At 60.5% G+C, this 21,086-nt stretch carries 25 protein-coding genes; 14 read left to right on the top strand and 11 right to left on the bottom strand.

What is annotated here, in order from left to right:
- The first annotated feature begins 219 nt into the window (after positions 1–219).
- Genes EV130_RS07840 through EV130_RS07830 form a run of 3 tightly spaced genes read left to right on the top strand, consistent with a single transcriptional unit; the run spans position 220 to position 1,124 of the window.
- Positions 220–525, top strand: coding sequence for a hypothetical protein (locus EV130_RS07840; protein WP_132659909.1), 306 nt, complete (start codon positions 220–222; stop codon positions 523–525).
- Between the two features lie 2 nt (positions 526–527).
- Complete coding sequence (locus EV130_RS07835) at positions 528–764, top strand: hypothetical protein (RefSeq protein ID WP_132659907.1); 237 nt, start codon at positions 528–530, stop codon at positions 762–764.
- 3 nt (positions 765–767) lie between these two features.
- Positions 768–1,124 (top strand): hypothetical protein, encoded by a 357-nt coding sequence (locus EV130_RS07830; protein ID WP_074060602.1) that lies wholly within the window; start codon positions 768–770, stop codon positions 1,122–1,124.
- A 7-nt stretch (positions 1,125–1,131) separates the two neighbouring features.
- Here the strand turns inward: EV130_RS07830 and EV130_RS07825 are convergent, their stop codons facing one another.
- Both EV130_RS07825 and EV130_RS07820 read right to left on the bottom strand, forming a co-directional pair.
- The gene (locus tag EV130_RS07825) at positions 1,132–1,554 is read right to left on the bottom strand and encodes a SufE family protein (protein ID WP_074060603.1); all 423 of its coding nucleotides are present in this window, start codon (positions 1,552–1,554) and stop codon (positions 1,132–1,134) included.
- A gap of 399 nt (positions 1,555–1,953) precedes the next feature.
- A complete protein-coding gene (locus EV130_RS07820) occupies positions 1,954–2,445 on the bottom strand; it encodes a DUF5330 domain-containing protein (RefSeq protein WP_074060605.1) in 492 nt (163 codons plus the stop codon).
- A gap of 452 nt (positions 2,446–2,897) precedes the next feature.
- Here EV130_RS07820 and EV130_RS07815 point away from each other — a divergent pair, with 452 nt between their 5' ends.
- The 3 genes from EV130_RS07815 to EV130_RS33245 all read left to right on the top strand — a co-directional run bounded on the left by EV130_RS07815 (position 2,898) and on the right by EV130_RS33245 (position 5,755).
- Positions 2,898–4,439: a sensor histidine kinase gene (locus EV130_RS07815; protein WP_074060606.1), complete on the top strand. Its 1,542-nt coding sequence runs from the start codon at positions 2,898–2,900 to the stop codon at positions 4,437–4,439.
- A complete protein-coding gene (locus EV130_RS07810; protein ID WP_074060607.1) occupies positions 4,411–5,340 on the top strand; it encodes a peptidoglycan-binding protein in 930 nt (309 codons plus the stop codon). Before EV130_RS07815 ends, EV130_RS07810 begins: the two co-directional genes overlap by 29 nt.
- A gap of 178 nt (positions 5,341–5,518) precedes the next feature.
- Positions 5,519–5,755: a hypothetical protein gene (locus EV130_RS33245; protein ID WP_074060608.1), complete on the top strand. Its 237-nt coding sequence runs from the start codon at positions 5,519–5,521 to the stop codon at positions 5,753–5,755.
- An 83-nt stretch (positions 5,756–5,838) separates the two neighbouring features.
- Here the strand turns inward: EV130_RS33245 and EV130_RS07800 are convergent, their stop codons facing one another.
- The gene (locus tag EV130_RS07800) at positions 5,839–6,804 is read right to left on the bottom strand and encodes a phytanoyl-CoA dioxygenase family protein (RefSeq protein WP_074060609.1); all 966 of its coding nucleotides are present in this window, start codon (positions 6,802–6,804) and stop codon (positions 5,839–5,841) included.
- A gap of 212 nt (positions 6,805–7,016) precedes the next feature.
- On the bottom strand, positions 7,017–8,357 hold the full coding sequence (locus EV130_RS07795; protein WP_132659905.1) for a calcium-binding protein: 1,341 nt from the start codon (positions 8,355–8,357) through the stop codon (positions 7,017–7,019).
- 163 nt (positions 8,358–8,520) lie between these two features.
- Between EV130_RS07795 and EV130_RS07790 the strand changes: the two genes are divergently transcribed.
- Positions 8,521–9,159, top strand: a complete 639-nt coding sequence (locus EV130_RS07790) for a class I SAM-dependent methyltransferase (protein ID WP_132659903.1) — start codon at positions 8,521–8,523, stop codon at positions 9,157–9,159.
- 395 nt (positions 9,160–9,554) lie between these two features.
- Positions 9,555–10,322, top strand: coding sequence for a hypothetical protein (locus EV130_RS07785; RefSeq protein WP_132659901.1), 768 nt, complete (start codon positions 9,555–9,557; stop codon positions 10,320–10,322).
- Positions 10,323–10,381: 59 nt separating this feature from the next.
- Here the strand turns inward: EV130_RS07785 and EV130_RS07780 are convergent, their stop codons facing one another.
- Positions 10,382–10,663, bottom strand: a complete 282-nt coding sequence (locus EV130_RS07780; RefSeq protein ID WP_132552731.1) for a hypothetical protein — start codon at positions 10,661–10,663, stop codon at positions 10,382–10,384.
- On the opposite strand from EV130_RS07780, the gene EV130_RS07775 reads away from it, so the two are divergent.
- Entirely contained in the window at positions 10,656–11,753 is a 1,098-nt protein-coding gene (locus tag EV130_RS07775) for a porin (protein ID WP_132659899.1), read from the top strand. The two genes, EV130_RS07780 and EV130_RS07775, sit on opposite strands and share 8 nt — an antisense overlap.
- A gap of 85 nt (positions 11,754–11,838) precedes the next feature.
- On the opposite strand, the gene EV130_RS07770 is transcribed toward EV130_RS07775, so the two are convergent.
- Positions 11,839–12,417 (bottom strand): TetR/AcrR family transcriptional regulator, encoded by a 579-nt coding sequence (locus tag EV130_RS07770; protein ID WP_165918509.1) that lies wholly within the window; start codon positions 12,415–12,417, stop codon positions 11,839–11,841.
- 320 nt (positions 12,418–12,737) lie between these two features.
- Between EV130_RS07770 and EV130_RS07765 the strand changes: the two genes are divergently transcribed.
- The 3 genes from EV130_RS07765 to EV130_RS07755 all read left to right on the top strand — a co-directional run bounded on the left by EV130_RS07765 (position 12,738) and on the right by EV130_RS07755 (position 15,260).
- A complete protein-coding gene (locus tag EV130_RS07765) occupies positions 12,738–13,355 on the top strand; it encodes a TetR/AcrR family transcriptional regulator (RefSeq protein ID WP_132659895.1) in 618 nt (205 codons plus the stop codon).
- A 74-nt stretch (positions 13,356–13,429) separates the two neighbouring features.
- Positions 13,430–14,866, top strand: a complete 1,437-nt coding sequence (locus EV130_RS07760; protein ID WP_132552729.1) for a methyl-accepting chemotaxis protein — start codon at positions 13,430–13,432, stop codon at positions 14,864–14,866.
- 37 nt (positions 14,867–14,903) lie between these two features.
- The gene (locus EV130_RS07755) at positions 14,904–15,260 is read left to right on the top strand and encodes a DUF1491 family protein (protein WP_074060617.1); all 357 of its coding nucleotides are present in this window, start codon (positions 14,904–14,906) and stop codon (positions 15,258–15,260) included.
- Positions 15,261–15,264: 4 nt separating this feature from the next.
- On the opposite strand, the gene EV130_RS07750 is transcribed toward EV130_RS07755, so the two are convergent.
- Together EV130_RS07750 and EV130_RS07745 are read right to left on the bottom strand one after the other, a co-directional pair.
- Positions 15,265–16,305 (bottom strand): DUF2336 domain-containing protein, encoded by a 1,041-nt coding sequence (locus EV130_RS07750; RefSeq protein ID WP_132659893.1) that lies wholly within the window; start codon positions 16,303–16,305, stop codon positions 15,265–15,267.
- A 230-nt stretch (positions 16,306–16,535) separates the two neighbouring features.
- Positions 16,536–16,742, bottom strand: coding sequence for a hypothetical protein (locus EV130_RS07745; RefSeq protein WP_074063092.1), 207 nt, complete (start codon positions 16,740–16,742; stop codon positions 16,536–16,538).
- 521 nt (positions 16,743–17,263) lie between these two features.
- Between EV130_RS07745 and EV130_RS07740 the strand changes: the two genes are divergently transcribed.
- Positions 17,264–17,443, top strand: coding sequence for a hypothetical protein (locus EV130_RS07740; RefSeq protein WP_074060619.1), 180 nt, complete (start codon positions 17,264–17,266; stop codon positions 17,441–17,443).
- Between the two features lie 9 nt (positions 17,444–17,452).
- On the opposite strand, the gene EV130_RS07735 is transcribed toward EV130_RS07740, so the two are convergent.
- Both EV130_RS07735 and EV130_RS07730 read right to left on the bottom strand, forming a co-directional pair.
- Positions 17,453–18,004, bottom strand: coding sequence for a DUF1254 domain-containing protein (locus EV130_RS07735; RefSeq protein ID WP_132659891.1), 552 nt, complete (start codon positions 18,002–18,004; stop codon positions 17,453–17,455).
- Positions 17,997–18,584, bottom strand: a complete 588-nt coding sequence (locus EV130_RS07730) for a DUF1214 domain-containing protein (RefSeq protein ID WP_074060621.1) — start codon at positions 18,582–18,584, stop codon at positions 17,997–17,999. The genes EV130_RS07735 and EV130_RS07730 overlap by 8 nt, the downstream gene beginning before the upstream one ends.
- Positions 18,585–18,587: 3 nt before the next feature.
- On the opposite strand from EV130_RS07730, the gene EV130_RS32500 reads away from it, so the two are divergent.
- Positions 18,588–18,728 carry a hypothetical protein gene (locus EV130_RS32500; protein WP_155774413.1) on the top strand — a complete coding sequence of 47 codons (141 nt, stop codon included), beginning with the start codon at positions 18,588–18,590 and terminating at the stop codon, positions 18,726–18,728.
- Positions 18,729–18,826: 98 nt separating this feature from the next.
- Here the strand turns inward: EV130_RS32500 and EV130_RS07725 are convergent, their stop codons facing one another.
- Entirely contained in the window at positions 18,827–20,965 is a 2,139-nt protein-coding gene (locus EV130_RS07725) for a transglycosylase domain-containing protein (protein ID WP_132552726.1), read from the bottom strand.
- Between the last annotated feature and the right edge of the window lie 121 nt (positions 20,966–21,086).

Below are 21,086 nucleotides of genomic sequence, written 5' to 3'. Positions count from 1 at the left end.
CGCCAGTGCAGATACAAGGTGGGCAAAAGACCGAAGCGAGTGCGGCCATCGAAATCGGCCGCACGAGCCTGCGAACCGCGTGACGATATGGGGGAATGCAAAAGATATCGTTTGCTTTGTATTTTCTGAAAGCGCACTCTCCGGCCTCCAGCAGCCATTTTTACGGGCGCTGCTGTTTGAGGGCGACCATGCCCTAGCCCCGACCGAAAGGAGGACTGCATGTCTTCCGACGTCACCATGAAAAACCTGACAAGCGATGAACTTGGCATGCTGCAGCAGGTGCTGAGCGATGCAGGCTATACCGGCGATATGCTTTTCGATCAGCCTCGGACTTTCAATGCCGCGGCACTGCTGCTCATCCAGTTGTTCCAGGAGGGCACGAGGTTGCCAGCCGAACTTGCAAGTGGACTTGACCGCCACTTCGGCAAGGCAAAGCGTACGGTCGCCATGCCTCCCACTGTTGCGCCGTTTCACCGTTTTGCCATTCAAGGCCTTCCGTCATCCGTTTCCGGGATCGTTCACTGAACATGGACATAAGGCCCCCCCACTTCGACATCGACGATGCCCGGCGGACGAACGAGTGCGCCTGCGTCTTCGACCGTCTGGCGACGCAGATTGCGATCGAAGCCGAAAACGCGGGGTGGCTGCAGAGCGAGGTTGCGCTGGCTCTTGCTGACGCCGCCGAGCGCTACGTCATGCATGTCGCAGCCGGCACCCACGAGACGCCGGTTGCGGCCAACAGCAACGCCGCTCGGGAGGCCTGACGCATGCGCAGCGGTCTTCTCATCACATTCTTTTGCACTGCCGCGGCGCTTTATCTGGGATGGGGACAGGTCGCTGCCTATCAGGAGCGGGAGCGCGTTCGAACCGCCGATGCCGCCGAGCGCCGAACACGGCTGGCGAAACTTTCCGCGGACGGCTGCAACGGTGCCGTTGGCTCCCTTTCGGCCATGGAGCATCGGCTCCTCAAGGCCGGAGGCATCGAGATCCCTGAGGCTCTGGCGAGCGACATCACCTTGTGTCTCGAAGAGAACATCATGTCCGGCCGTTCACGCCTGCAGATGGAGCGGACGCACTTGATCAGGCTGTTTCCACGCGAGACGAGCCTGTTGCCGAACGAATGAGAGGCGCTTAAGCCGCCACTCTCACCCGCGCTTCTTCCCGGATGCGGTTCACCATGGACCTCAGCCCGTTGGAGCGCTGCGACGACAGGTTCTCGACCAGGCCAATCTTGGAGAAGATATCGAAGGCATCGAGGCCTGCAATTTCCGAGGCCTTCTTGCCGGAATAGGTGGCGAGCACGATGGCGACGAGGCCACGCACGATATGCGCGTCCGAATCGCCCTCGAAGATCAGCACCGGATTTTCAGGATTGCCCTGGGGATGCGTCACGAGCCAGACCTGGCTGGCGCAGCCCATCACCTTGTTGGCAGACGTCTTCTTGTCGTCCGGCAGGTCCGGCAGCCCCTTGCCGAGCTCGATGACATAGCGGTAGCGATCCTCCCAGTCGTCGAGGAAGGAGAAGTCGTCGATGATCTCTTCGAGAGATGCCATAAGCGGCCCTTTCACTATTGTGAGTGATATAGGTGAACTGCCGCTGCTTTTGAACCATTAAAAAGAAAAACCCGAAATTAGGCAGATCCAATGAGGAGGGTGGATAGCGATCAGCGCTGTGGCAAAGCGAGGTCGCTAAACACAAACCCCCGACCTTGGAGACAAGCCGTTGGCGTCGCCCACCGATCCGAAACGGCGACCGCCTCAAGATCAAGGGCGGCCTGCGTGGCCAGCATGCCTATCCCTGGAATGCAGAAAAAAACGCCGTGAAGGATGGGCATCCTCACGGCGCAGCAAAAAATGCTGAAATCAAACAGGGCAGGCACGTCAGGCACGGGGGATCTCCGTATCGACGGGGATCGCCTGTGCAAGCTTGGGCGAAAGAACTCCGCGGATTTTTTATAGGACCGGCTTCGGTGTCGGCAACGGAATGGCGCCCGTTACGACCTTGTCGGAAACCGATTCGTCCTCCACCGGGGGGCGGTAGGGCATCGGCTGGTTCAGTGCGGCAGCCCTCTGCTCCTTTGCAAGAGGAGCAGAGGCTGCAACGGGAGCCTCGGCAAGCGGTGCGGCCGGTGTCGCCTCGGCAAGCTTTGGAGCCGGTGCCTTGTCGTCCGAGAACTGGCCGTCCAGCAGCTCGTAAGCGACGCGGGCGCCTTCGCGGGCCCGGTAGCCGAGGGCGGTGAGTGTTTCTGCGCCCTTGGCGCAGACCTCCGGCTTCTCGTTGCACATGCCGGTGAGATAATCATAGGCGCCGCTTGCGGCGGTGAAGGCGTCGAAAAACTGGATTTGCGGGTCGTTGGCAAGCCGCGTCGAGCTTTCCGAGCTGAAGAGCGGCAAGAGGACCAGTACGAGGCCGAACCAGAACGATCCTTTGATCAGAAACCACATTGTCGTTGCCCATCCTGTTTTTCCCGTCCGGTCTTTTCGCCGAATCAGGCCCGGTCTTCCGGTGTGCTTCCACCCTAGCGGGGAAATGCGAATGCCACTTTTCGAAACTTGACGGCATTTGCGGCAAATTTAGTTCGAATTTTAAATAAAGGCATTCCGACCGCATTTCAGTCAAATTGCAGCCATCGGGGTTAAGCATAGCGCAGACGGCTGCCTGCAAAAGCGGCTATTTGCTGAGTGCTGCGTGCCACAAAGGTTAACGCAAGTCCGAAATGTGAGCGAAATCCATCGCTTACCCGCTATTAACCACAAAGACCAAAGGGTCCTGCGGATGGCTCAAAATGGGATTTTTACAGCTTTTGGGCTGTGGAGAGCCGCTTTGCCTTATCCTTTCCTTAAGCGGCCGGGGCCTATTGTCCGCACTGTGTAAAGAGCCTTTCGGCGGGTATCGTGTGCGCGTATTGAGTAACATTGGCGGACGGGCGGCAGCCCTGGTGGACCGGGCAGCGGCAGGCTGGCTTTCCCGCGCAGGAAGCGGTGAAGCTGTTGCCGAGCGCGAGCTTGCGATCCTGCGCCGCCTGGTTTTCCTCTCTTCCGCGGCCTTGATTGCAGCGCCTGCCGGCCTCTCCTTCGTCACCAGCCCGGCCGTGGCTCTGCCCGCAGGTGTCGCGACCGTCTGCGCTGCCTTTCTCTTTTCAGCCGTCGGCAGCATAGCGCTTGCCCGCCAGAGCGCTGTCGTTTCGGCCGCCGCTGCGGCACCGGCGGAAGACTTCTTCATGCAAAACAGCGCCGGCCTCGTCCTCTTCCTCGATCCGCAAGGCAACGTTACCACGGCCGGTGGCCGCGACTGCTTCGAGTTCCTCGCCTGGATGCGCGATCCGAAGGGCAGGGGCTTCATAGAGCAGGTGCATGTCTCCGACCGCATCTTCGTCCTGCAGGCGCTCGACCGGCTGCGCCAGGGCGATGAGCGTGCCAGCGTCGACCTTCGCATCGACCGCCCCTGCGTTTCCCGTGATCTTCGCCAGTTCGCCCATCTCAGGATGGACATGACGGCGCGGCGCGATGAGGACGGCGAGCTCGTGGCCGTCGTCGCCCAGCTCCGCGACGTCTCGGTCGAACAGGAGCTGCGCATGGAAGCCCAAAGCCGGGCGGCCGATGCCGAATCCGCCAACGATGCCAAGTCGCGCTTCCTCGCCGCCGTCAGCCACGAGCTGCGCACGCCGCTGAACGCCATCCTCGGCTTCTCCGATATCCTGCTCGGCGAATATTTCGGCAAGTTCGACAATGAGCGCCAGCGCGAATACGTGACGCTGGTACGCGAGTCCGGCGCGCACCTGCTTTCCGTCGTCAATACCATGCTCGACATGAGCAAGATCGAGGCCGGCCGCTATGAGCTTGTGCTCGAACCGTTCGATATCGCCGCCTCGGTCCGTTCCTGCGAGGCGATGCTTGCGCTACAGGCCAAGGGCAAGGGCGTGACGTTGACGAGCCGCATCCAGCGCGGCCTCGACGAGGTCGTCGCCGACCAGCGCGCCATCCAGCAGATCCTCATCAATCTCGTCGGCAATGCCGTGAAGTTCACCGATGCCGGCGGTGCCATCACCGTCGATGCGGCGGTGCGCGACGGCATCCTGCAGATCAGCGTCGCCGACACCGGCATCGGCATTCCCGCCGACAGGCTTGAATCGCTCGGCCAGCCCTTCATGCAGGTGCAGAACGATTATACACGTCATTACGAGGGCACAGGCCTTGGCCTGTCGCTGGTGAAGGGCCTCGTGGCGCTGCATGGCGGACATTTCGCGATTGCCAGCATTCCCGGCGAAGGCACGGTCATCACCATTTCGATCGCGGCGGATGGTTCCGGCGCCGGTGGCGCGCATGCGGAAAAGGCCGGGGCACTCGATTTCCCGCCGCGCCTGAAAATTGCGACGACGAATGTCGCCGGACTAAAAGAGGGGCTTTTCGATGGCCGCGCGCAAGCGAAAATTGCCTAAGGGAAGGAGAGGCCGGCAGCAGCCGAGCCTGCTTCTTACAGGAGCTGCCGCGCTCGGCGGCTTGGGCATGACCGGCGCATCCGCGCTGGGCGGCGTCATTGCGCGCAATCCCTCGGTCGCAGGCGGCACCACAGCCTTTATCGTCATCTTCAGCTTCGTCGCCGCCAATGCGCTCTGGTATCAGCCGGGCACGCATCCGCATCCCTTCTTCCGCACCCGCGACGTGCTAGCGCCCTTCTCGATCGGCCGTCCGGCCGTAGAAGAGCCGCATCCAGGCGATGTCACGACTTTCAAGATCGAACGTCCGGGCGATGATGGCGCTGCAACGACCACCAACGCGACGCCGCCGGCCGCAGCACCCGGCCAAGAGCCTAGCCAGCTCGTCATGGACATCCAGAAGGAGCTCATCCGCCGCGGCCTCTATAACGGCGCGGCCGACGGCATCATCGGCCCGCGCACCAGCGCCGCCATCCTCTTTTTCCAGGAAACCGTCGGCATGCCGCAGAGCGGCGATGCGACGGTGGACGTGCTTGCCGCGCTGAAGACCGATTCCATCGGCACTTCGGCCGTCCCCGCCGAGAAACCGCGCGAGGACGTGACTTCGAAAGCCTCGACCGAGGATCCGGTGGCTGCCGCCATCCGCAGCGCCGAAAAGCAGATCAAGACCGCGCCTTCCGCCCCGAAGCAGGTTCCATCATCCGAGCTCACCAATGTCGATCTGGTACTGAAAATCCAGAAGGGCCTTTCCAACATGGCCTATGCAAATGTCGGCGTCGACGGTGTCGCCGGCGAACAGACCCGAACCGCCATCCGCCGCTTCCAGAAGCATTACAACCTGCCCGAAACCGGTGAGCCCAACGAGGCGGTGTTGAAGAAGTTGAAGGAAATCGGGGCGATCTAAGGCGAGGCATCTTTCGCGCCGGAAGCGCAACTTGAAGCGATAAAATCCGTCCGGCGCCCTGAGCCGCCTGGGGGCCGAGGTCATGCCCGGCAAGGTTCGATGGTTGCTGAAGCTGCCGTTCAGGCAATGAGCCACCTTGCTTCGTGCCAAGCGAGAACATTTGCGCTATGCTCGGTCTATGGAACGCCAGCACGCCAGATTGATTGCAACGCTATCATTGGCCGTGGCCGCAGCGAGCGTCGCTGCGGCGCACCCTGAATCTCGCTGCACCTGCCGCAATCGGGATGGCACGAAGTACGAGCTTGGCCAGACTGTCTGCATCAGGGTGGGCGGGGCGTCTTATCTCGCGCGCTGCGAGATGGAGCTGAACGTCACCACATGGCGTAAATTGCGGGACGGTTGTCCGGAGGCCTGACCGCAGCGGCGGCCGCACTTGAAAGCGCATCCAATCAGCCGAGGCCGGTCCAGGCGTGCCGGGTACAGAACATCCGGGGACCGTTATCTGATCACCGGCTCGCCGTGATAACGGCGCTTTGACGGCTTCGACACGCCGAATCCGACTTCCATCATCAGGCGCGGCGTATGCTTGGCGAGCGTTCCCATATGGAAGCCGAATGGATCCTCGACAAAGCCGGTGCCTGCCTTTCCCATCAGCGTGAGCGCGCTCTCCTTGCCGTAGAAGCCAAGCACGTCTTCGGCCGGATGCCCGACAAGCAGCGTCAACTGATGCTTCATCCGGCGACGGTTGTGGCTGCCTTGGACATAGACATGCGGACCGGCATCTGCGTCGACGTCGGAAAGATAGAAGAAGAATTTCAGCATCCGCCAGTCGTCGAGATCGAAGTGGAACTTGAACGAGGCGCGGCTGAGATCGGCTTCCGAGGCAGACGTCGTCGGGAAACTCCACCATGTTCGCGTGGTGATCAACTTTGCCTCGCCGCCGAGATAATGCCGGGCGATATCGAGAAGCAACGGGTCTTGCTGCACGGCGACCGCTGCCTTGCATTGCAAAACCCGCTCGAAATGATGGCCGCTCAATATCGTGCGCCCGAAGCGGCGTTCGGCTTCGGCATGCTCTGCGGCAAGAAACTCGATCTTGCGCTCGAAATTACCGAAACACGGGGTCTCGCGTGCAAAACGGGCGATTTCCTCATGGACGGCTGGCGGCAAAGTGAGGCCGGTGAAGATGCCATTTCTTCGCAGTTCCGCGGCTGCTTTGTCCGCCTTGATCCCGCCAAACATTGACGGTGCTGCCGTTGGCGAAGACGGAGCTGGTCTGGCGGTCAGCCAATGGGCGCGGCGGAAAGGCATCGTGCGCGCCAGCAGGAACATCGGCAGCCAGGCGGGATTTTCCTTGAAGTCGGTCAAATAGGTTGGTACGCGCGCTGCCATGCGGCGAAAGGCCCCGCCTGTGCGGGCAATGGCTTCGAGGTCTTTCGGCCGAGATTTGGGAGTATCAAACATCTGACATCCTTATTCGAACATGGTTTCCATGGCGTTGCCCGCGGCCTCGCCACATGGTAGAAGGTTTTGGATCATGATGCAATGCAACATGGCAACTGCCGCCCGCTAAAAATTTTTATAACAAATTGAATCAATTGAGTTAATCTCAAACATTGGTCGAGCCGTCCCGGACAGGAAGCTACACCCATGTGTAAGTGGGCAAACATTCTCGCCTAGAAGAAGTGGAAGTCGTCGGCGACAAGTGATGTGCCACGGCTCACGGCCGCAAAGGCCACCGCTGCCGCATCGCCGCTCCCGTCTGCATCGAAGAACAGGCGGCCGGAGCATGTATCGTAGATGATGTGGTCGTCCTCATCCAGCGCGGCTCTGCCCTTGGCGAAGGCATCGGTGTCGAGCGCGCCCGCCGCAACTCCGACGAAAACGGAGCTGTCCAGCCTGAAGACGTCGTCAGCGGAGCTGAAGTCGAGGATTTTGTCGCAGTTCGCCGGGCCGGGTTCGGTGTCGAAAACGAATATGTCGCCGCCCGCCCCGCCATAGATCCTGTCGTGGCCGGTTCCGCCGTTGAGAGTGTCGTTGCCGCTGCCGCCGCGCAGGCGGTCCTTGCCAGCGCCGCCATCAACGGTATCGTCGAACGCGCTGCCGGTGATCTGGTCATTGCCGCCCATCGCGGCAACGAGAACCGGGCGATCGTAGGCCTCATAGCTGGCGACGTCTTTCGCATCGGTGAGCGCGATCTCTTCGGCCGGCCGCCCGATCATGATGGTGATCGTCGCCAGATTGCTGTTGCCCTGGCCGTCTGTGGCATAAACCGTGAAACTGTCGGTGCCGGTGAAGCCGGCCGATGGAGAATAGTCGAAGAGGTTGCCGTTAAGGTAGTCCTGGTGATAGTGCAGGCTGCCCGCATACTGGCCCTGGTGGAACGGGTAATAGCCTGCTTCATATCGCGTCTCCTGCTGCAGCGTGCCGTGGTCCGGTCCGTCCACGACGACGAAGCTCAACAGGTCGAAATCGGCATCCGTCGCGCTGAACTCGATGTCGTCTAGCGATTGGCCCGGCGAAAGCGTGAAGCTCATGTCGGCGGCGCTGGGCTGATGGTTGACGAAGGTGTCGGACTGCAGCGCGCCGCCTTCCAGGATGATCTGATGCGGACCGTACTGGGTGTTTTCGCCGCCGAAATATTCGTTGGCGCCCTGCCATGTAACCACTATGTCGTCGGGGCTTTCGGCAGCGACGGAGACAATCTCGGTCGAAAGATAGGCTGCCTGGTCCGAAAGCGTGCGGATATAGCGGCCTTCATTGTCGAAGACGATAGTTTCCACAGTCGTGAAGATCTCGGTCCTGCCGTCATTGGTAAAGGTGGTGACGGTAAAGAAGCCGTCGAACACGTCGACCGAGGCAAGATCGACCCAGCCAAACGGATAATCCGTATGTGCGCCCCCCGGTCCGAGGACGTCGCCGTCCGTTTCCGTTACGCTGAAAAGTATCGCATCGGGGCTCTCGTTGTTGATGTCTTCCCATACGGCAAGCTCACTGCCATTGCTCAAAGTGGGCATCGTGTCTTCCTTCGTTGCAGGGAAACGGCACTGCGGACACCTTCACGGACAGGCAAGGATAGGCTGGGATGCGGGCCGATCAAGCTTGGTAATGGGTTTGGCGCTTCCTTCGGCACGCTTGCTGGAAATCTGGTAAACTTTCTTCCTCAACAAGGAGTGGGTTATGTCCACAAGTGACCGGCAAGCCCACTGGCAGACTGTCTACACGACCAAGGCGGACAGCGAAGTCAGTTGGTACGAGGAGACGCCGGAGCTCTCGATGGTCCTTCTGCGTCAAGCCGGGCTGATGCCGGAAATGTCCGTGATCGACATCGGCGGCGGAACCTCGCGGCTGGTTGATGCACTTGTGGCATCGGGCCAGGCCCATATCAGCGTCCTCGATCTGTCTGCCGCGGCCATCGAGACGGCTAAGTCGCGACTGATGGATGCAACGCGTGTCGAGTGGATCATATCGGACATCACCGCCTGGACGCCGGGTCGCCAGTATGATCTCTGGCACGATCGCGCCGCCTTTCACTTCCTGACGGAGGCGGCCGACCAAGAGGCCTATGTCCGGGTGTTGTGGCAGGCTCTCAAGAATGGCGGCAAAGCCGTGATCGGCACCTTTGCGCCCGACGGACCGGAAAGATGCAGCGGCCTGCCGGTCGCCCGCTACGATGCGCAAGGTCTGCAGGCGGTTCTCGGCAGCGGCTTCAAGCTTGCCGCAACGTGCCGGCATGAACACACGACGCCATGGGGATCGGTGCAGCAATTCCAGTTCTGCACTTTCGAGAAGGTCGCTGGCGCGCGACCATTTGCCTGATCGATCCGAAACGCCGGCACGGCCGGCTCTGCCATCGCCGTCCCATCGATCGAGGCATTGCGGCGCGTTGTCGCGTCTCCTTCCGTCTTCCGTGTGAAGCCAGGTGAGGGGAGCTTCGAAGCCTGAAAGGAACCAACGATCTGGCGGTGACGTACCGGTGTTCGCACCGTGGAAATTTGCAACGACAATGCCTGCAGGGGCCTTGAAATTCGTTAGGGCAATATCGAAATGTAATCCTGATTGTCATCGGCCGCTGGTTGGCGAAGAGTTGCGTTTCGAGACCGTGGTCGGCTACGCTTGAAAGATACCAGCCGTATGGTATCTTTATTCGATACTGTTGGCCGACGGCCCATGGTCGGCCAGGTCAAAGATTTTTGCCTGCCGGGATGGCCCGAATGTTGTTTCAAGATTCCGGCAGCGCCCTATCCGAAACAAACATTTCTGATCGCGTCATGTATAAATCAATCGCCTCCCTGAGCAGCGCGGACAACCCGCGGCTTTACAAGGTTCTTTTCGACCATTTCTCCTCGCTCTATCCGGCAATATCCAAATCGAGCGTGGCTGAGTTTCACCTGGGGGGCGATCAGACTTTTCGGCTCCTTCGAGGGGCAAAGGACCTCACTTTCGAGGTTGTCTACTCCGACATTTCCCGGTTCGCCTCGATCACCCGATCGTTGAACTCACGAGCACGAAATTACATCACGGGCTTCGCTCTTCAGTGGAGCACTTCTCGCGTGGCACCGCCACGAAGACTCCTTCAGCTTCCTCGTCCGCTTGATGAAACGCGGGTTCCTGAAGATGTCCTGATGGTGATCTTCCATCTTGACCAAGCCGACCCGGCCGAAGTCGAGCGAAAGATCAAGGGATGCATCAGCGCGCTCTATCCCCCCGGGTCGAAATTGCAGCGAGAAGCGCAGGACTGCAACGGGCAAAGAGCGATAGCGCAGCTGGCCGACTGGCTGTCGTTTCAGGATGCAAAGCGCGTGCTTGACATCGAAGACCCGGACCATGCGGCAATGATGCTCATCTCGATGATGTTTGGAGGAATGGCATCCCGGTTGACCGCAGGTGGCGGCTTGCCGGACAGATCGAGCCTTATTGGCTATCTCAAAGGGTGCATCCACCTCTTCGTGAGAGGTTGCCGCTGCAAAGAGGCCGCCTGACCGGATGGGCCTGCACGGCGCCCGACTGGCTGCTGTTCACGACCCGTGCAGAGGCCTCGTCAGCTTGTGCGGGGCAGGGCGATATTGACGTCTAAATCCTGTTCGTTCCGGGCGCGATTGTGGCAAAAATACAACGTGCATTGGTTGGAAATTAATTTTGGTACGAAGGCGTTTATTAAATAATTGACGGGCTGGCGCATCGCCTGTTCTAAAGGTTGCGTTGCCGCAGCAAATTGCCCCGGCAACTCCTGGCGGACTGAAATTTCAGGGGACCGCATCCATCGCGCTAGCAAGAGCCAACCTTGGCGGTTGGCCTCTGGAACGGAGACAAAAATGAACATTAAGAGCCTTCTTCTCGGCTCCGCTGCTGCCCTCGCAGTAGTTTCCGGTGCTCAGGCCGCCGACGCCATCGTCGCTGCCGAACCGGAACCGGTCGAGTACGTCCGGGTCTGCGACGCCTACGGCACCGGCTACTTCTACATCCCGGGCACCGAAACCTGCCTCCAGATCGGCGGGTACATCCGTTTCGACGTTGGCTTCGGTGCTGGCGACGCATTGAAGAACAACGGTTCTGAGGACTGGGATGCCCGCACGCGTGCGCACATCAACGTCATCGCAAAGAGCGATACGGAATATGGCGTTCTTACGAGTGCGATCATTCTTGAATCCAATTTCCGCCCGAACGAAGTTGACAGCGATGCTCGTTCGGCTGGGGCATCGTCGACGTTCGGCAGTTCTCAAGACAGCACCGGCATCGACGAAGCCTACATCGATCTTGCCGGCTTCCGTGTTGGTAAGTTCGCCAACTGGTGGGATGATGACTTTTCGGGCGAAACCGATGTCATGACGACTCTCGATGGTTCGACAAAGCAGAATTCCATCCGCTATCAGTACGACGCTGGCGACTTCTATGCCGGTATTGCTCTCGAAGAACTGGTCCAGACAGAGGGCGGCAATGCCAACAACCTCGGCATCGACGGTTCCATCGGTGGCAAGCTCGGCGGCTTCACCTATGCGATCATCGGCGCTTACGATACCGACGCCCAGGAAGGTGCGGTACTTGCAAAGGTCGGTGTTGACGTTGGCCCGGGAACGCTCTCTGTTGCCGGTATCTATTCGACCGGTCTCGGCGATCAGGGCTTCAACGGCTATTACGATGCCGGCGAATGGTCCGTGGCTGCCCAGTACGCGCTCAAGGCCACCGACAAGTTCACGGTCACACCGGCTGTCCAGTACATCGACAACATCGATGCCGACGCAAATGGCAGCTGGGACAGCGGCAGCGAGTTGCGCGCCGGCGTTACGCTCGATTACGAGGTCGTGGAAAATCTTTCCACAAAGCTCACTGCAACCTATGTTTCGGACGATCACGACAATGCGGCCGATCAGGACTGGGTCGAAGGCTTCTTCCGCCTTCAGCGCGACTTCTAGTCAAACGCTATAAAACTGATCCGAATAGACCTCTGATCAGTTTCGAGGGAAGAGCCCGGTATCCCAGCCGGGCTCTTCTTCACTTTCAGGCAGTCAGTCCATTGGCGAAAATCCTGAGGCTCGAACGAAGATAGGCCCGAGTCCGTTTCGCGCGTTCTTCCAGGTCCATTTCCGCCCGGCCGATGCTCAGGCTTCCGAAGACGATGCCGACCAGCATGGTGGCTGCAGCGTCTGCGTCATCAACCGTTATGCGGCCCTTCTGCTTCATCTGCCTGAGCCATTCGGCGAGGTCTGCACGTGCGAGGCTGAAATCGTCCCGCAATTGCGCAACCTGCTCCGCCGCTTCCCAGCCGACCTCGAGCATGAAGTAGTGCTTCATGGCGGCCGTGTCTGCCGAATCGTCTTCACCGATAAAGAAGATGCCGGCGAGCTGTTCCACCAGCGGAAGGTCTTCGGTTTCCGGGACGAGGAAAATGGATTGGCTTCGGGATTTCAGTACATCGCCCAGAAGGTCAGCTTTTCCATTGAAGAACTCGTAGAAGGTTCTTTTGGAAATGCCGCATCGGGCCGCTAGCAAATCAACCGTCGTGTTGATGTATCCGTATTCGATAAAGACATCGCATCCCACGGCGATTATCTCATCCCGTCGCTGATCGGTGTCCACGCTTTTAGGACGCCCGCGCGGCCTCTTTACATTTTCCCCAGTTTTTGAACGCACGATCCCTCATCGCTTATGATTTCTTTCCGCCCGGCTCTCGACTGATACATGAACCGGGCTGGCGGGTACAGGTCGTCCGGACCTCGGAGGCGCCGCCCTCACGCCCAGCTCACGCATTGTCACCGCTGCGGCACGATCTCGAACTTCTCAAAAGAATTTGCCCGAAGCAATACAGATGTTATTTTGTGCGACACACACAACAGCCATCGCGCCGCACGCTCTGATTGCGTGCGCTGATTGCGTGCCGGGGGGCAAGAGACAAGACGATGGAAAGTTCATACAGGCGCAGGAAACAGCCGGAGCTGGTCAAGCGGACCCTGATCGATGAAGCGGCAAAACTTGCCGTGCGGGAAGGGCTTGCCTCTGTGACCGTTCAGGCCGTGTCCGACGCAGCGGGCGTGACCAAGGGCGGCTTCATCCATCATTTTCCGAGCAAGAAGGACCTGATCGACGCCGTCTTCGGTGAACTTCTTGAAGCGATCGATGACGATATCGATGCCCGCATGGCCAATGACCCCGAGCCCTATGGCTCGTTCACGCGCGCCTACATCGACTCGGTCTTCCAAAACAATCTCTGCACCAAGGGCGGCCAGTGGGCGCCGCTGACGATTTCGGCGCTGACGGATCCGTATCTGCGCGACCTCATGGCAAGCTGGATCGAGGAAAGGGCGCGGCGCCACAACGAGACGGATGGCGATACGCATTTGAGGATCGCGCGCCTTGCTGCCGACGGCATCTGGCTCGCCCATCTCTATAAGATCAGGATCACCGATCCAGAGAAGCTGAGGTCCGAGCTTCTGGCAACCACCAGAAAGGCGCATGCTGAGCGCAAGAACCAGGACACTTTGACCCGAATCGGGCATTGCCCTACAACCCAAGTCTAAGCCGTCGCCTGTGTTTGCAACTTATTAACCATATTACCCGAAGCTTTCCCAATTTGCTTGGGGGAGCCGGGGTCATGTATGCACTGAAGACGGTGGAGGAGGTTGCCGATGAGCCGGCTGGACACAGCGCGGTGGCATTGCGGCATGTCCTTTCCAAACTCGCCGAAGAGGCATCCACGCTCGGCATCGATCTCGTCGATATCGCCGGCGCCATCCAGGATATGGCGGCGATGTCTGCGCGCCATGCGACGGCATTCGACCATGTGACGCGGACAGCCCTTTCGATCGCCGAGACGAACCGGGCAGTTGCCGTGTCGCTCAACGAGACGGACCGGACGGCAGCGGAGGCCCGGCACATGCTGAAGGAATCGGCCGGCCGTCTGTCGGGCTCGGTCGAAGAGATAGGCCATATGGTGGAGTCCTCCGAGGAGATCAGCGCCGAGATCAATACCTTCTCCAAATCGCTTGCCGATGTCGACAAGGTTGCTGCAGAAATCAGCACGATCGCGCGGCAGACGAACCTTCTGGCACTCAACGCCGCAATCGAGGCGGCGCGCGCCGGCGAGGCGGGCAAGGGCTTTGCCGTCGTCGCCTCGGAAATCCGGGCACTATCGCTGCAGACCTCCAAGGCCACTGGCTCGATCCAGGAAACGCTAGACGAGCTGCGCATCAGGATCGACCGTCTGTCGGCGGCAGGCAGCGGTGCGCGCGAAAGTGCTGCCGGCGCCAAGGACAAGTCCGAGGCAATGCGCGGCGCATTCGGCAAGATGGAGCATGTGATCACCCGCATCCTCGACAGCTCGACGGTCATGGCAAGGACCACCGAGGCCGTCGACCAGCAATGCGCCGGTTTTGTCGCCAAGCTCGGCGAGATGTCGGCCGAAGTGCTGAATTCCAACGTGAAGCTCCAGCATGCCGCAAAGCGCGTCGACAGCGTCGTCGGCCTTTCCGAGAAACTGGTGCAGTTGACCGCGAGCGCCGGTGTGCAAACGGCAGACAGCCTCTGGATCGCCAAGGCGCAAGGGGTGGCCGCCGCGATTTCCGATGTTTTCGAACATGCCCTCGCCGAAGGGCACATCGGCCTCGAGGCGTTGTTCAACCGGCAGTACCGGCCGATCCCGGGAACCGATCCGGTGCAGCTCATGGCGGCATTCACGGAGCTCACCGACCGCCTGCTGCCGCCGATTCAAGAGCCCGTCGCAGCCTGCGACGAGCGCATTGCCTTTTGCGCGGCGGTCGACGAGAACGGCTACCTGCCGACGCACAACCGGAGATTCTCCGAACCCCAACGGCCCGGCGACACGGTGTGGAACACCGCCAACTGCCGCAACCGGCGCATCTTCAACGACCGCGTCGGCCTTGCAGCGGGAAAAAGCACGGCACCTTTCCTCGTGCAGACCTATCGCCGCGACATGGGCGGCGGCAATTTCGTGATGATGAAGGACATTTCCGCGCCGATCACCGTCTGCGGGCGGCATTGGGGCGGACTGAGGCTGGCGGTAAAGGTCTAGCGTTGCCGCCCGCACTCCGCCGGTCTATACCGCGCCCATGAGATTGCGCACCGACATCTTCGTTTCCGCCCTCGTGCGCCGCGTTTTCGCCAGGGGAAATTTCGCCGCTGTCGAGAAGAAGGGGGCGCAGGAAGCGGGTGCCGTCTTCATCCGCCAGCTTTTCCGCGACGGGCGCGAAACGCTCTACGCGCCTGCCCCGCAGAGCTTCTTCGACGAGGAGGAGAGCGGCATGCGTCTTTTCGAGATCAGGCTTGACAAGGTGGAGGCCGAGACGGTGCGCGAACTGCTCGACCGCGAGCGGAAATTCGATCCGGATCTCTGGATTGTCGAGCTCGAAGCCGACGACGTCGCGGAGATCGTGCCGCTGGTCGACGAGCGGAAGAACCCTCTCTAAGAGTTTACCGGCGGCCGACGATGCGGATGTGGCGTGCCGGCGGCACCTGGCGCACGGCCGGCGGGACGGGAGCGGCGGCCTGCTCCGCCGGCGCCTGGTCTTGCGGACCGTAGGTGTAGCTGTCGGCGCGACGCCAGGCTTCGACCCGGTGATGGCATTCCTCCGGATCGAGCGCATCCAGCACCATCCAGGCGCGGGTGACGTTATGCTGGGGCTCGGCAAGGTGCGGGTACAATCTCTCCAGTACGAAGACGGCATCGAGAAAGCCCATGCCGAGGCTGGTCAGTGTCGTTGCGAGCTGCTGGCCGGAGATATCGAGCATGATGCGCTCGGCAAGCCAGCGGCTGGCCGAAAGCGCATCGGCAAGCGCCGTTGCGAAGGACCCGGCCTGCCGTTCGCGGGCAAAGCGCACGAGCAGCGCCTCTTGGATCTTGGACAGCGTGCGCAGACCGAGGCGGTTGGCGTCATTGCGTCCGAGATGTCGTGCCAGCCCCTTGATCCTTTCGCGCATCGCCTCTTCTTTGGCGAGGCGCTCGCTGAAATCGGTCGCGTCCATTGCGGCAGCGCTCGGCGGGAGGGCAAGCGTTTCTGCCGGTATGTCGGCGACGGCGGCAGGCGCAGTCTGGCGCGGCTCGGCCTGACGAAGCGCCACGAGCGCATCGATGACCTTCGGCGAAAGGCTGTCGCGGCTGACGATCGCCCGGGCGTGGGCGGTTCCCTGCGATCGGGCGATGATGATCAAGGTGTCATCGTCGATCGCCCGCGAGGCCGTCAGGAACGGCGCGGCGATTGCAATCGGCTGGCTGCCGATGAAGAGGGCAACGGCCGGCGGTATCGTCTTGCACTGGGAAAGTGCGGCAACCGCCTGGCGGCGCGCTTCTTCGGAAGAGGCCTGAAAAAGCGGCATGAACAGTTCGGCGAACTGTCGCAGCTCGGATCGGGTTGGGTGCGCCAATCCTTCGAAGCTGCTGACTGTCGCCATCAATACCACATCCTTTTTCCGGATGGCCAAAGGCCGCTCTAGGTCTCGAAACCGGTCACGCACACGAACACCCTGGGAAACGCGGAACTCGGGTCCTCATGCGCTGGCGGAACGCACATCAACCCATGCGAAGATGAACAAATCCTACAGCGGCACGGTTAACGGTTGCTGAAGAATTTAATCAAATACGATCTGATGATACACGCAGGACGTGCAATGTGAAGGGACTGCCGGCGCGATGAACAAGCGCCCTTGCAGAGGCAGGGCGCTCAAGGCATTGCTTGGATTGCAGCTCAAAGGCGCTTGTGCGAACGCATGGCCGTCAAGAGCTTTTCGCTATCGCTATGGCCAGCCTGGTAAAGATCGAGCGCAGTAGAGGCGGCAAATTGCGCTTCGGGGCTTTTGATATCGATCCGCTTTTCCGCGCACCAAGCGTCCAATGCGAATCTCAGCACATCGATATCTTCCGGAGAATATGACGAGTTCAACATCAAAGACATCATCTGCCCTCCGTTGTTGCGGCAAGAGCATATCTGGTCTTCCACCCGGCCGTTGCCCTGAAACCTCGACCGGCAAAAACACGATACGCGCAAATGGCGCGGCTGCAATTAATATTTCTCGTGGCGCAAATATGCAACAGTCGTGCTTTCGCGTGGCTTCGTCGAGTGGTGAAAGTAAGCATATGAAATGATTGGGAAATTTTATTTGTCGTTTTGATTCCGTTCGATTGAAACCAAACGGCTGCTAACCGCGTTTAGTAACCGGTGTCGTGCAGACGCCGCGAGCGTGCAATATTAGTAAACTGTTAACTATCGTGTGTCTCAATTCGGATAGGAACGGCGCGATTGAGTGCTTCGGTCGTCAAGATTCCGCTTCACGGTATTTCGAATAGGTGCCGTGAGAAAGGCGCGAATGCCCTCGGTCCGGGATATCCGGTGCCGCAGGACGCGCTGGCCCGTGCAGGCGGGCAGGGTGAAATCCGCTTACGTTCATCCGTCTCGGGCAGTGCATGGAGACGAGAATGGCCATAGTAGTCGCATTGGCGGACCGGCGGCCACAGGCGCCACGCCGCAAGGAAAAGGAGCCTGTCAAGGCTCAGATTCTGCTGTTTACGGGAGTGCGTTACGAGCGCCTCCCAGAGATGCCGAAGCGCCCGGCGCAGCACGCATCGCGTGTGGAGAGCCGCGTGGAGAACGAATGAGGCCAAGCCTCAGTCGGCGGGTGCATAGGCCTCACAGCCGGCGCCCGCGAGGAAGCTTCTGGCTGCCTCGTCGAAGCTTGCCTGTGGGGCAAGCGTTCTTAGCACAGCATAGCCTTGCGAGTGGCTCATCTCGACAAGAATCGTCGGCTGCAATTCCGGCGGCAGGGATTTTCGCAAGCCGGTAAGCTGGATCGGCGTGGCGACGAGTACATCCAGCGCTCCCCCCACAGATGTCCTGTCATTCATGCTGAAGACTTCGTTGGAGGCGCCGTCATAGACGGCGATCGACCAGAACGGCACGTTGCCTTTTGCCGTGAAGCGGACGGGATTGTCTTCCAGATCGAAGGCGCAGACGGCGGTACGAAGGAAAGGATCGCTGTTTGCCAGCCCCGCATCGTCGTTGTGTGCCGACAGCAGATAGAAACGGTTCGGATCACCCTCAGCAAGCACCCGCGTCTGGGCGTCTTTGCCGGTGTAGTGCGGCAGCGCGAGAATGATGACGAGATGGAGCAATGCGGCGCCGAAGAGGCCGGTCAGGACTGAGAAAATCAGCCTAAGCATTGCCGCATCCGATTTTCGAAAGCCTCGGCATCGCGAGATCGATCACCCCCGAACTGCCGGCAGTCGGCGTGTCGAACAGCGTCAGCACCAGCCGGAACGTGCCGGCGGCGGGAAGTGCCAGCCAGTTGCCCGCTCGTGCATTGGCGGAGATGTCGATCGTGAAGCTGCTGTCGGCTCGGCGCAGGATTGTCCAGGAGTTCAGCGCCGCGGGCAGCCCGGGACGGATGGAGGCGGGATTGCCGCTGTTGTCGGAGGTAAACAGCGTCCACAGGCGGGCAGGCGGCGTCTGGCCGCTGATGCGGTAGCTGCAGGCCGCGTTCAATCGCTCGCCGCTGTCGTCGACGCTTGCCGTGAATGCCAGCCCCTCGGCGCTGCCATAAAGCAGCTTGCCGGCGCGGGCGCGGTGGGACTTCGCGTAAGGATCGGCATTTGCCGTCTGCAATTCGGGAAAGGCCTCCCAGGCGCCGAGCTTGATGGCGCCAAACCCTTGCGTTGCGTCCAGCGCATAGAGCGAAACAACGATCCCGCCGCCGAAAGCGACAATCAGCGTGATCGCGATAAAAAGCGGGAATCGAAACACTGCATGCCCTTGGAAACAAATCAGGTGAAAGGGTTAGCATTGATTGCGGCGGTGTGGAATGGCGCGGGCGCGGCCGCGGCTGAAAACGCGGTGGAGGATAGGGAGTTGCTGCCCGATCCGCATCCAGGGGAAGCCAACGAATGACCCCGGCGATGGAAGCTCAATTTGGTGCAGGCGAACTGTTGCGAGCGCAGGAGGTGGGTGGGGTGAAACACGCATCGACCCACAGCCTTGCAGAAGACCTAACCTGCGCTCGCCACCTTCTGCGCTTCGAGCGGCGGGGCGGATTTCAGCTTTTCGCCGAGGTCCTTGAGGATCCTGGTCGATTCCACCGAGAGCATGCGGGGACGGATGAGCTGCGGGATGCTGTCTTCGGGTTTGGCGGCGGCGGTCTTGGCGGTGTCCTTGGCCGGCGGCGCTGGGTTTTCGACGCCGGGAATGGGGCGCATCACGATGCCCTGGTGGGCGTAATCCATGGCGCGCTTGAAGGTCATGGCGGGAAGCGAGCCGCCGGTCATGTTGTTCGTCGAGGTGTAGTCGTCATTGCCGAACCAGACGGCGCAGGTGTAGTTGCCGGTGAAGCCGACGAACCAGGCGTCGCGATAGGCCTGTGTCGTGCCGGTCTTGCCGCCGGTCAGGATGCCGTTGTCGAGTGCTGCCTTGCGGGCGGTGCCGAAATAGGGGATGCGGGTCAGCATCTGGTTCATGTAAAAATCGGCCTTTTCCGACAGCACGCGCTTTGCCGGCGGCTCGTCGCGATCGAAATCGTAAAGCACGTCGCCGCCGTAATCGAGGATCTGCGCGATTCCATGGCGACGTGACTGATAGCCGCCTGCCGGAAACACCGCATAAGCCGTCGCCTGATCGAGAACGGTGACTTCCGAGGTTCCAATCGGGATCGTCACGTCGTCGCGCACCGGCGATTCGATGCCCATCGCCTTGGCCATTGCGCGGATCGGCTGGATGCCGAGCTTGTCCTTGGCGAGCCGCACCGGGATCGTGTTGATCGATTGGGCGATCGCTGTTTCGAGCGTGACGCGCCCGGCATAGCGGTTCGCATAGTTGTGCGGGCTCCAGTTGCCCCAATAGATCGGCGCATCGACGATGGTCGTCTGCGGGGTCATGCCGCTTTCCATCGCCACTGCATAGGTATAGACCTTGAAGGAAGAGCCCGGCTGGCGCAGCGCCCGCGTCGCGCGGTTGAACTGGCTTTCGCCATAGTCCCGCCCTCCGACCATGGCGCGCACCGCACCGCCGTTTTCAAGCATCACCATCGCACCCTGCTTGGCGTTAAAGGACTCGCCATATTCTCGCAGCGACGTTTCGACGGCATCTTCCGCCGCCTTCTGGATACCCATGTCGATCGTGGTGCGCACGATCAGTGAATGCTGGTGGAAGCGGGCGGCAAGACGTTGGACCTCCTCGAAGGCCCAGTCGAGGAAGAAATCGGGCGATTCCTGCTCGTTGCGGTCGACGATCGTGGCCGGACTGCGACGGGCGGCAATTACCTGGCCCTCGGTCATCAATCCGCTCTGTACGATATTAGTAAGCACTTCGTTGGCGCGGGCGCGCGCCGCGGGCAAATTGACGTGGGGCGCATATTTTGCCGGCGCCTTGAAAAGGCCGGCAAGCATTGCCGATTCTGCGAGGTTCACATCGGTGATGTTCTTGCCGAAGTAGAACTGCGAGGCTGCCGCCGCACCGAAGGTGCCGCCGCCCATATAGGCGCGGTCGAGATAGGTGGACAGGATCTCCTTCTTCGACAGGTTGGCTTCGAGCCAGAGCGCCAGGAAGGCTTCGGTGATCTTGCGATCGATCGAGCGCTCGTTCGACAAGAAAAGGTTCTTGGCAAGCTGCTGCGTCAGGGTCGAGCCGCCCTGGACGACTTCGCCGGCGCGGGCATTTTCGCTCATCGCGCGGAACAGGCCGATGAAATCAATGCCGAAATGGTCGAAGAAGCGGCGGTCCTCGGTGGCGAGCACTGCCTTGATCAGCGAATCCGGCAATTCGTCGATGGGCACTGAATTCTGATGGATGACACCGCGGTGGCCGATGACATTGCCGTAGCGGTCGGTGAAGGTGACGGCGAAATCGCCGCGATTGCGCCAATCTTCCTTGGTAGCCTCGAAGGCAGGCTGGGCAAGGAGGAGCATCAGAACGGATCCGGCAGCGCCGAGCGTCAGCGCTTCGCCGCTCAGTTCGAAGACAAAGCGCTTCCAGCCGCGCACGCGGAAACGGCGGAAAAAAATGGTGACGTCTTCCCAGATTTCGGCGGAGCGGAACCCGGCGTTCCAGAGGGTGGAATCGATCCATGAATCGATCTTCAGCAGGATGTGCCGGCTTCTGCGCGGGCGCTCTTCTGGATTGTCCGGATCCTGCACGTTCTATATTCCCGCCTGATCGCGCTTGACGGCTGGCCAGCCAGGCGTCAGAGCACAGCCATCCTTCGGCATTGCGCTTTTCGATAAACGAAGCATGCTCAATGATTGATTGATTTGGCGC

It is taken from the genome of Rhizobium azibense, from assembly GCF_004342325.1.
GTDB lineage: Bacteria > Pseudomonadota > Alphaproteobacteria > Rhizobiales > Rhizobiaceae > Rhizobium > Rhizobium etli_B.
This window is presented reverse-complemented; position numbering and strand designations above follow the sequence as displayed.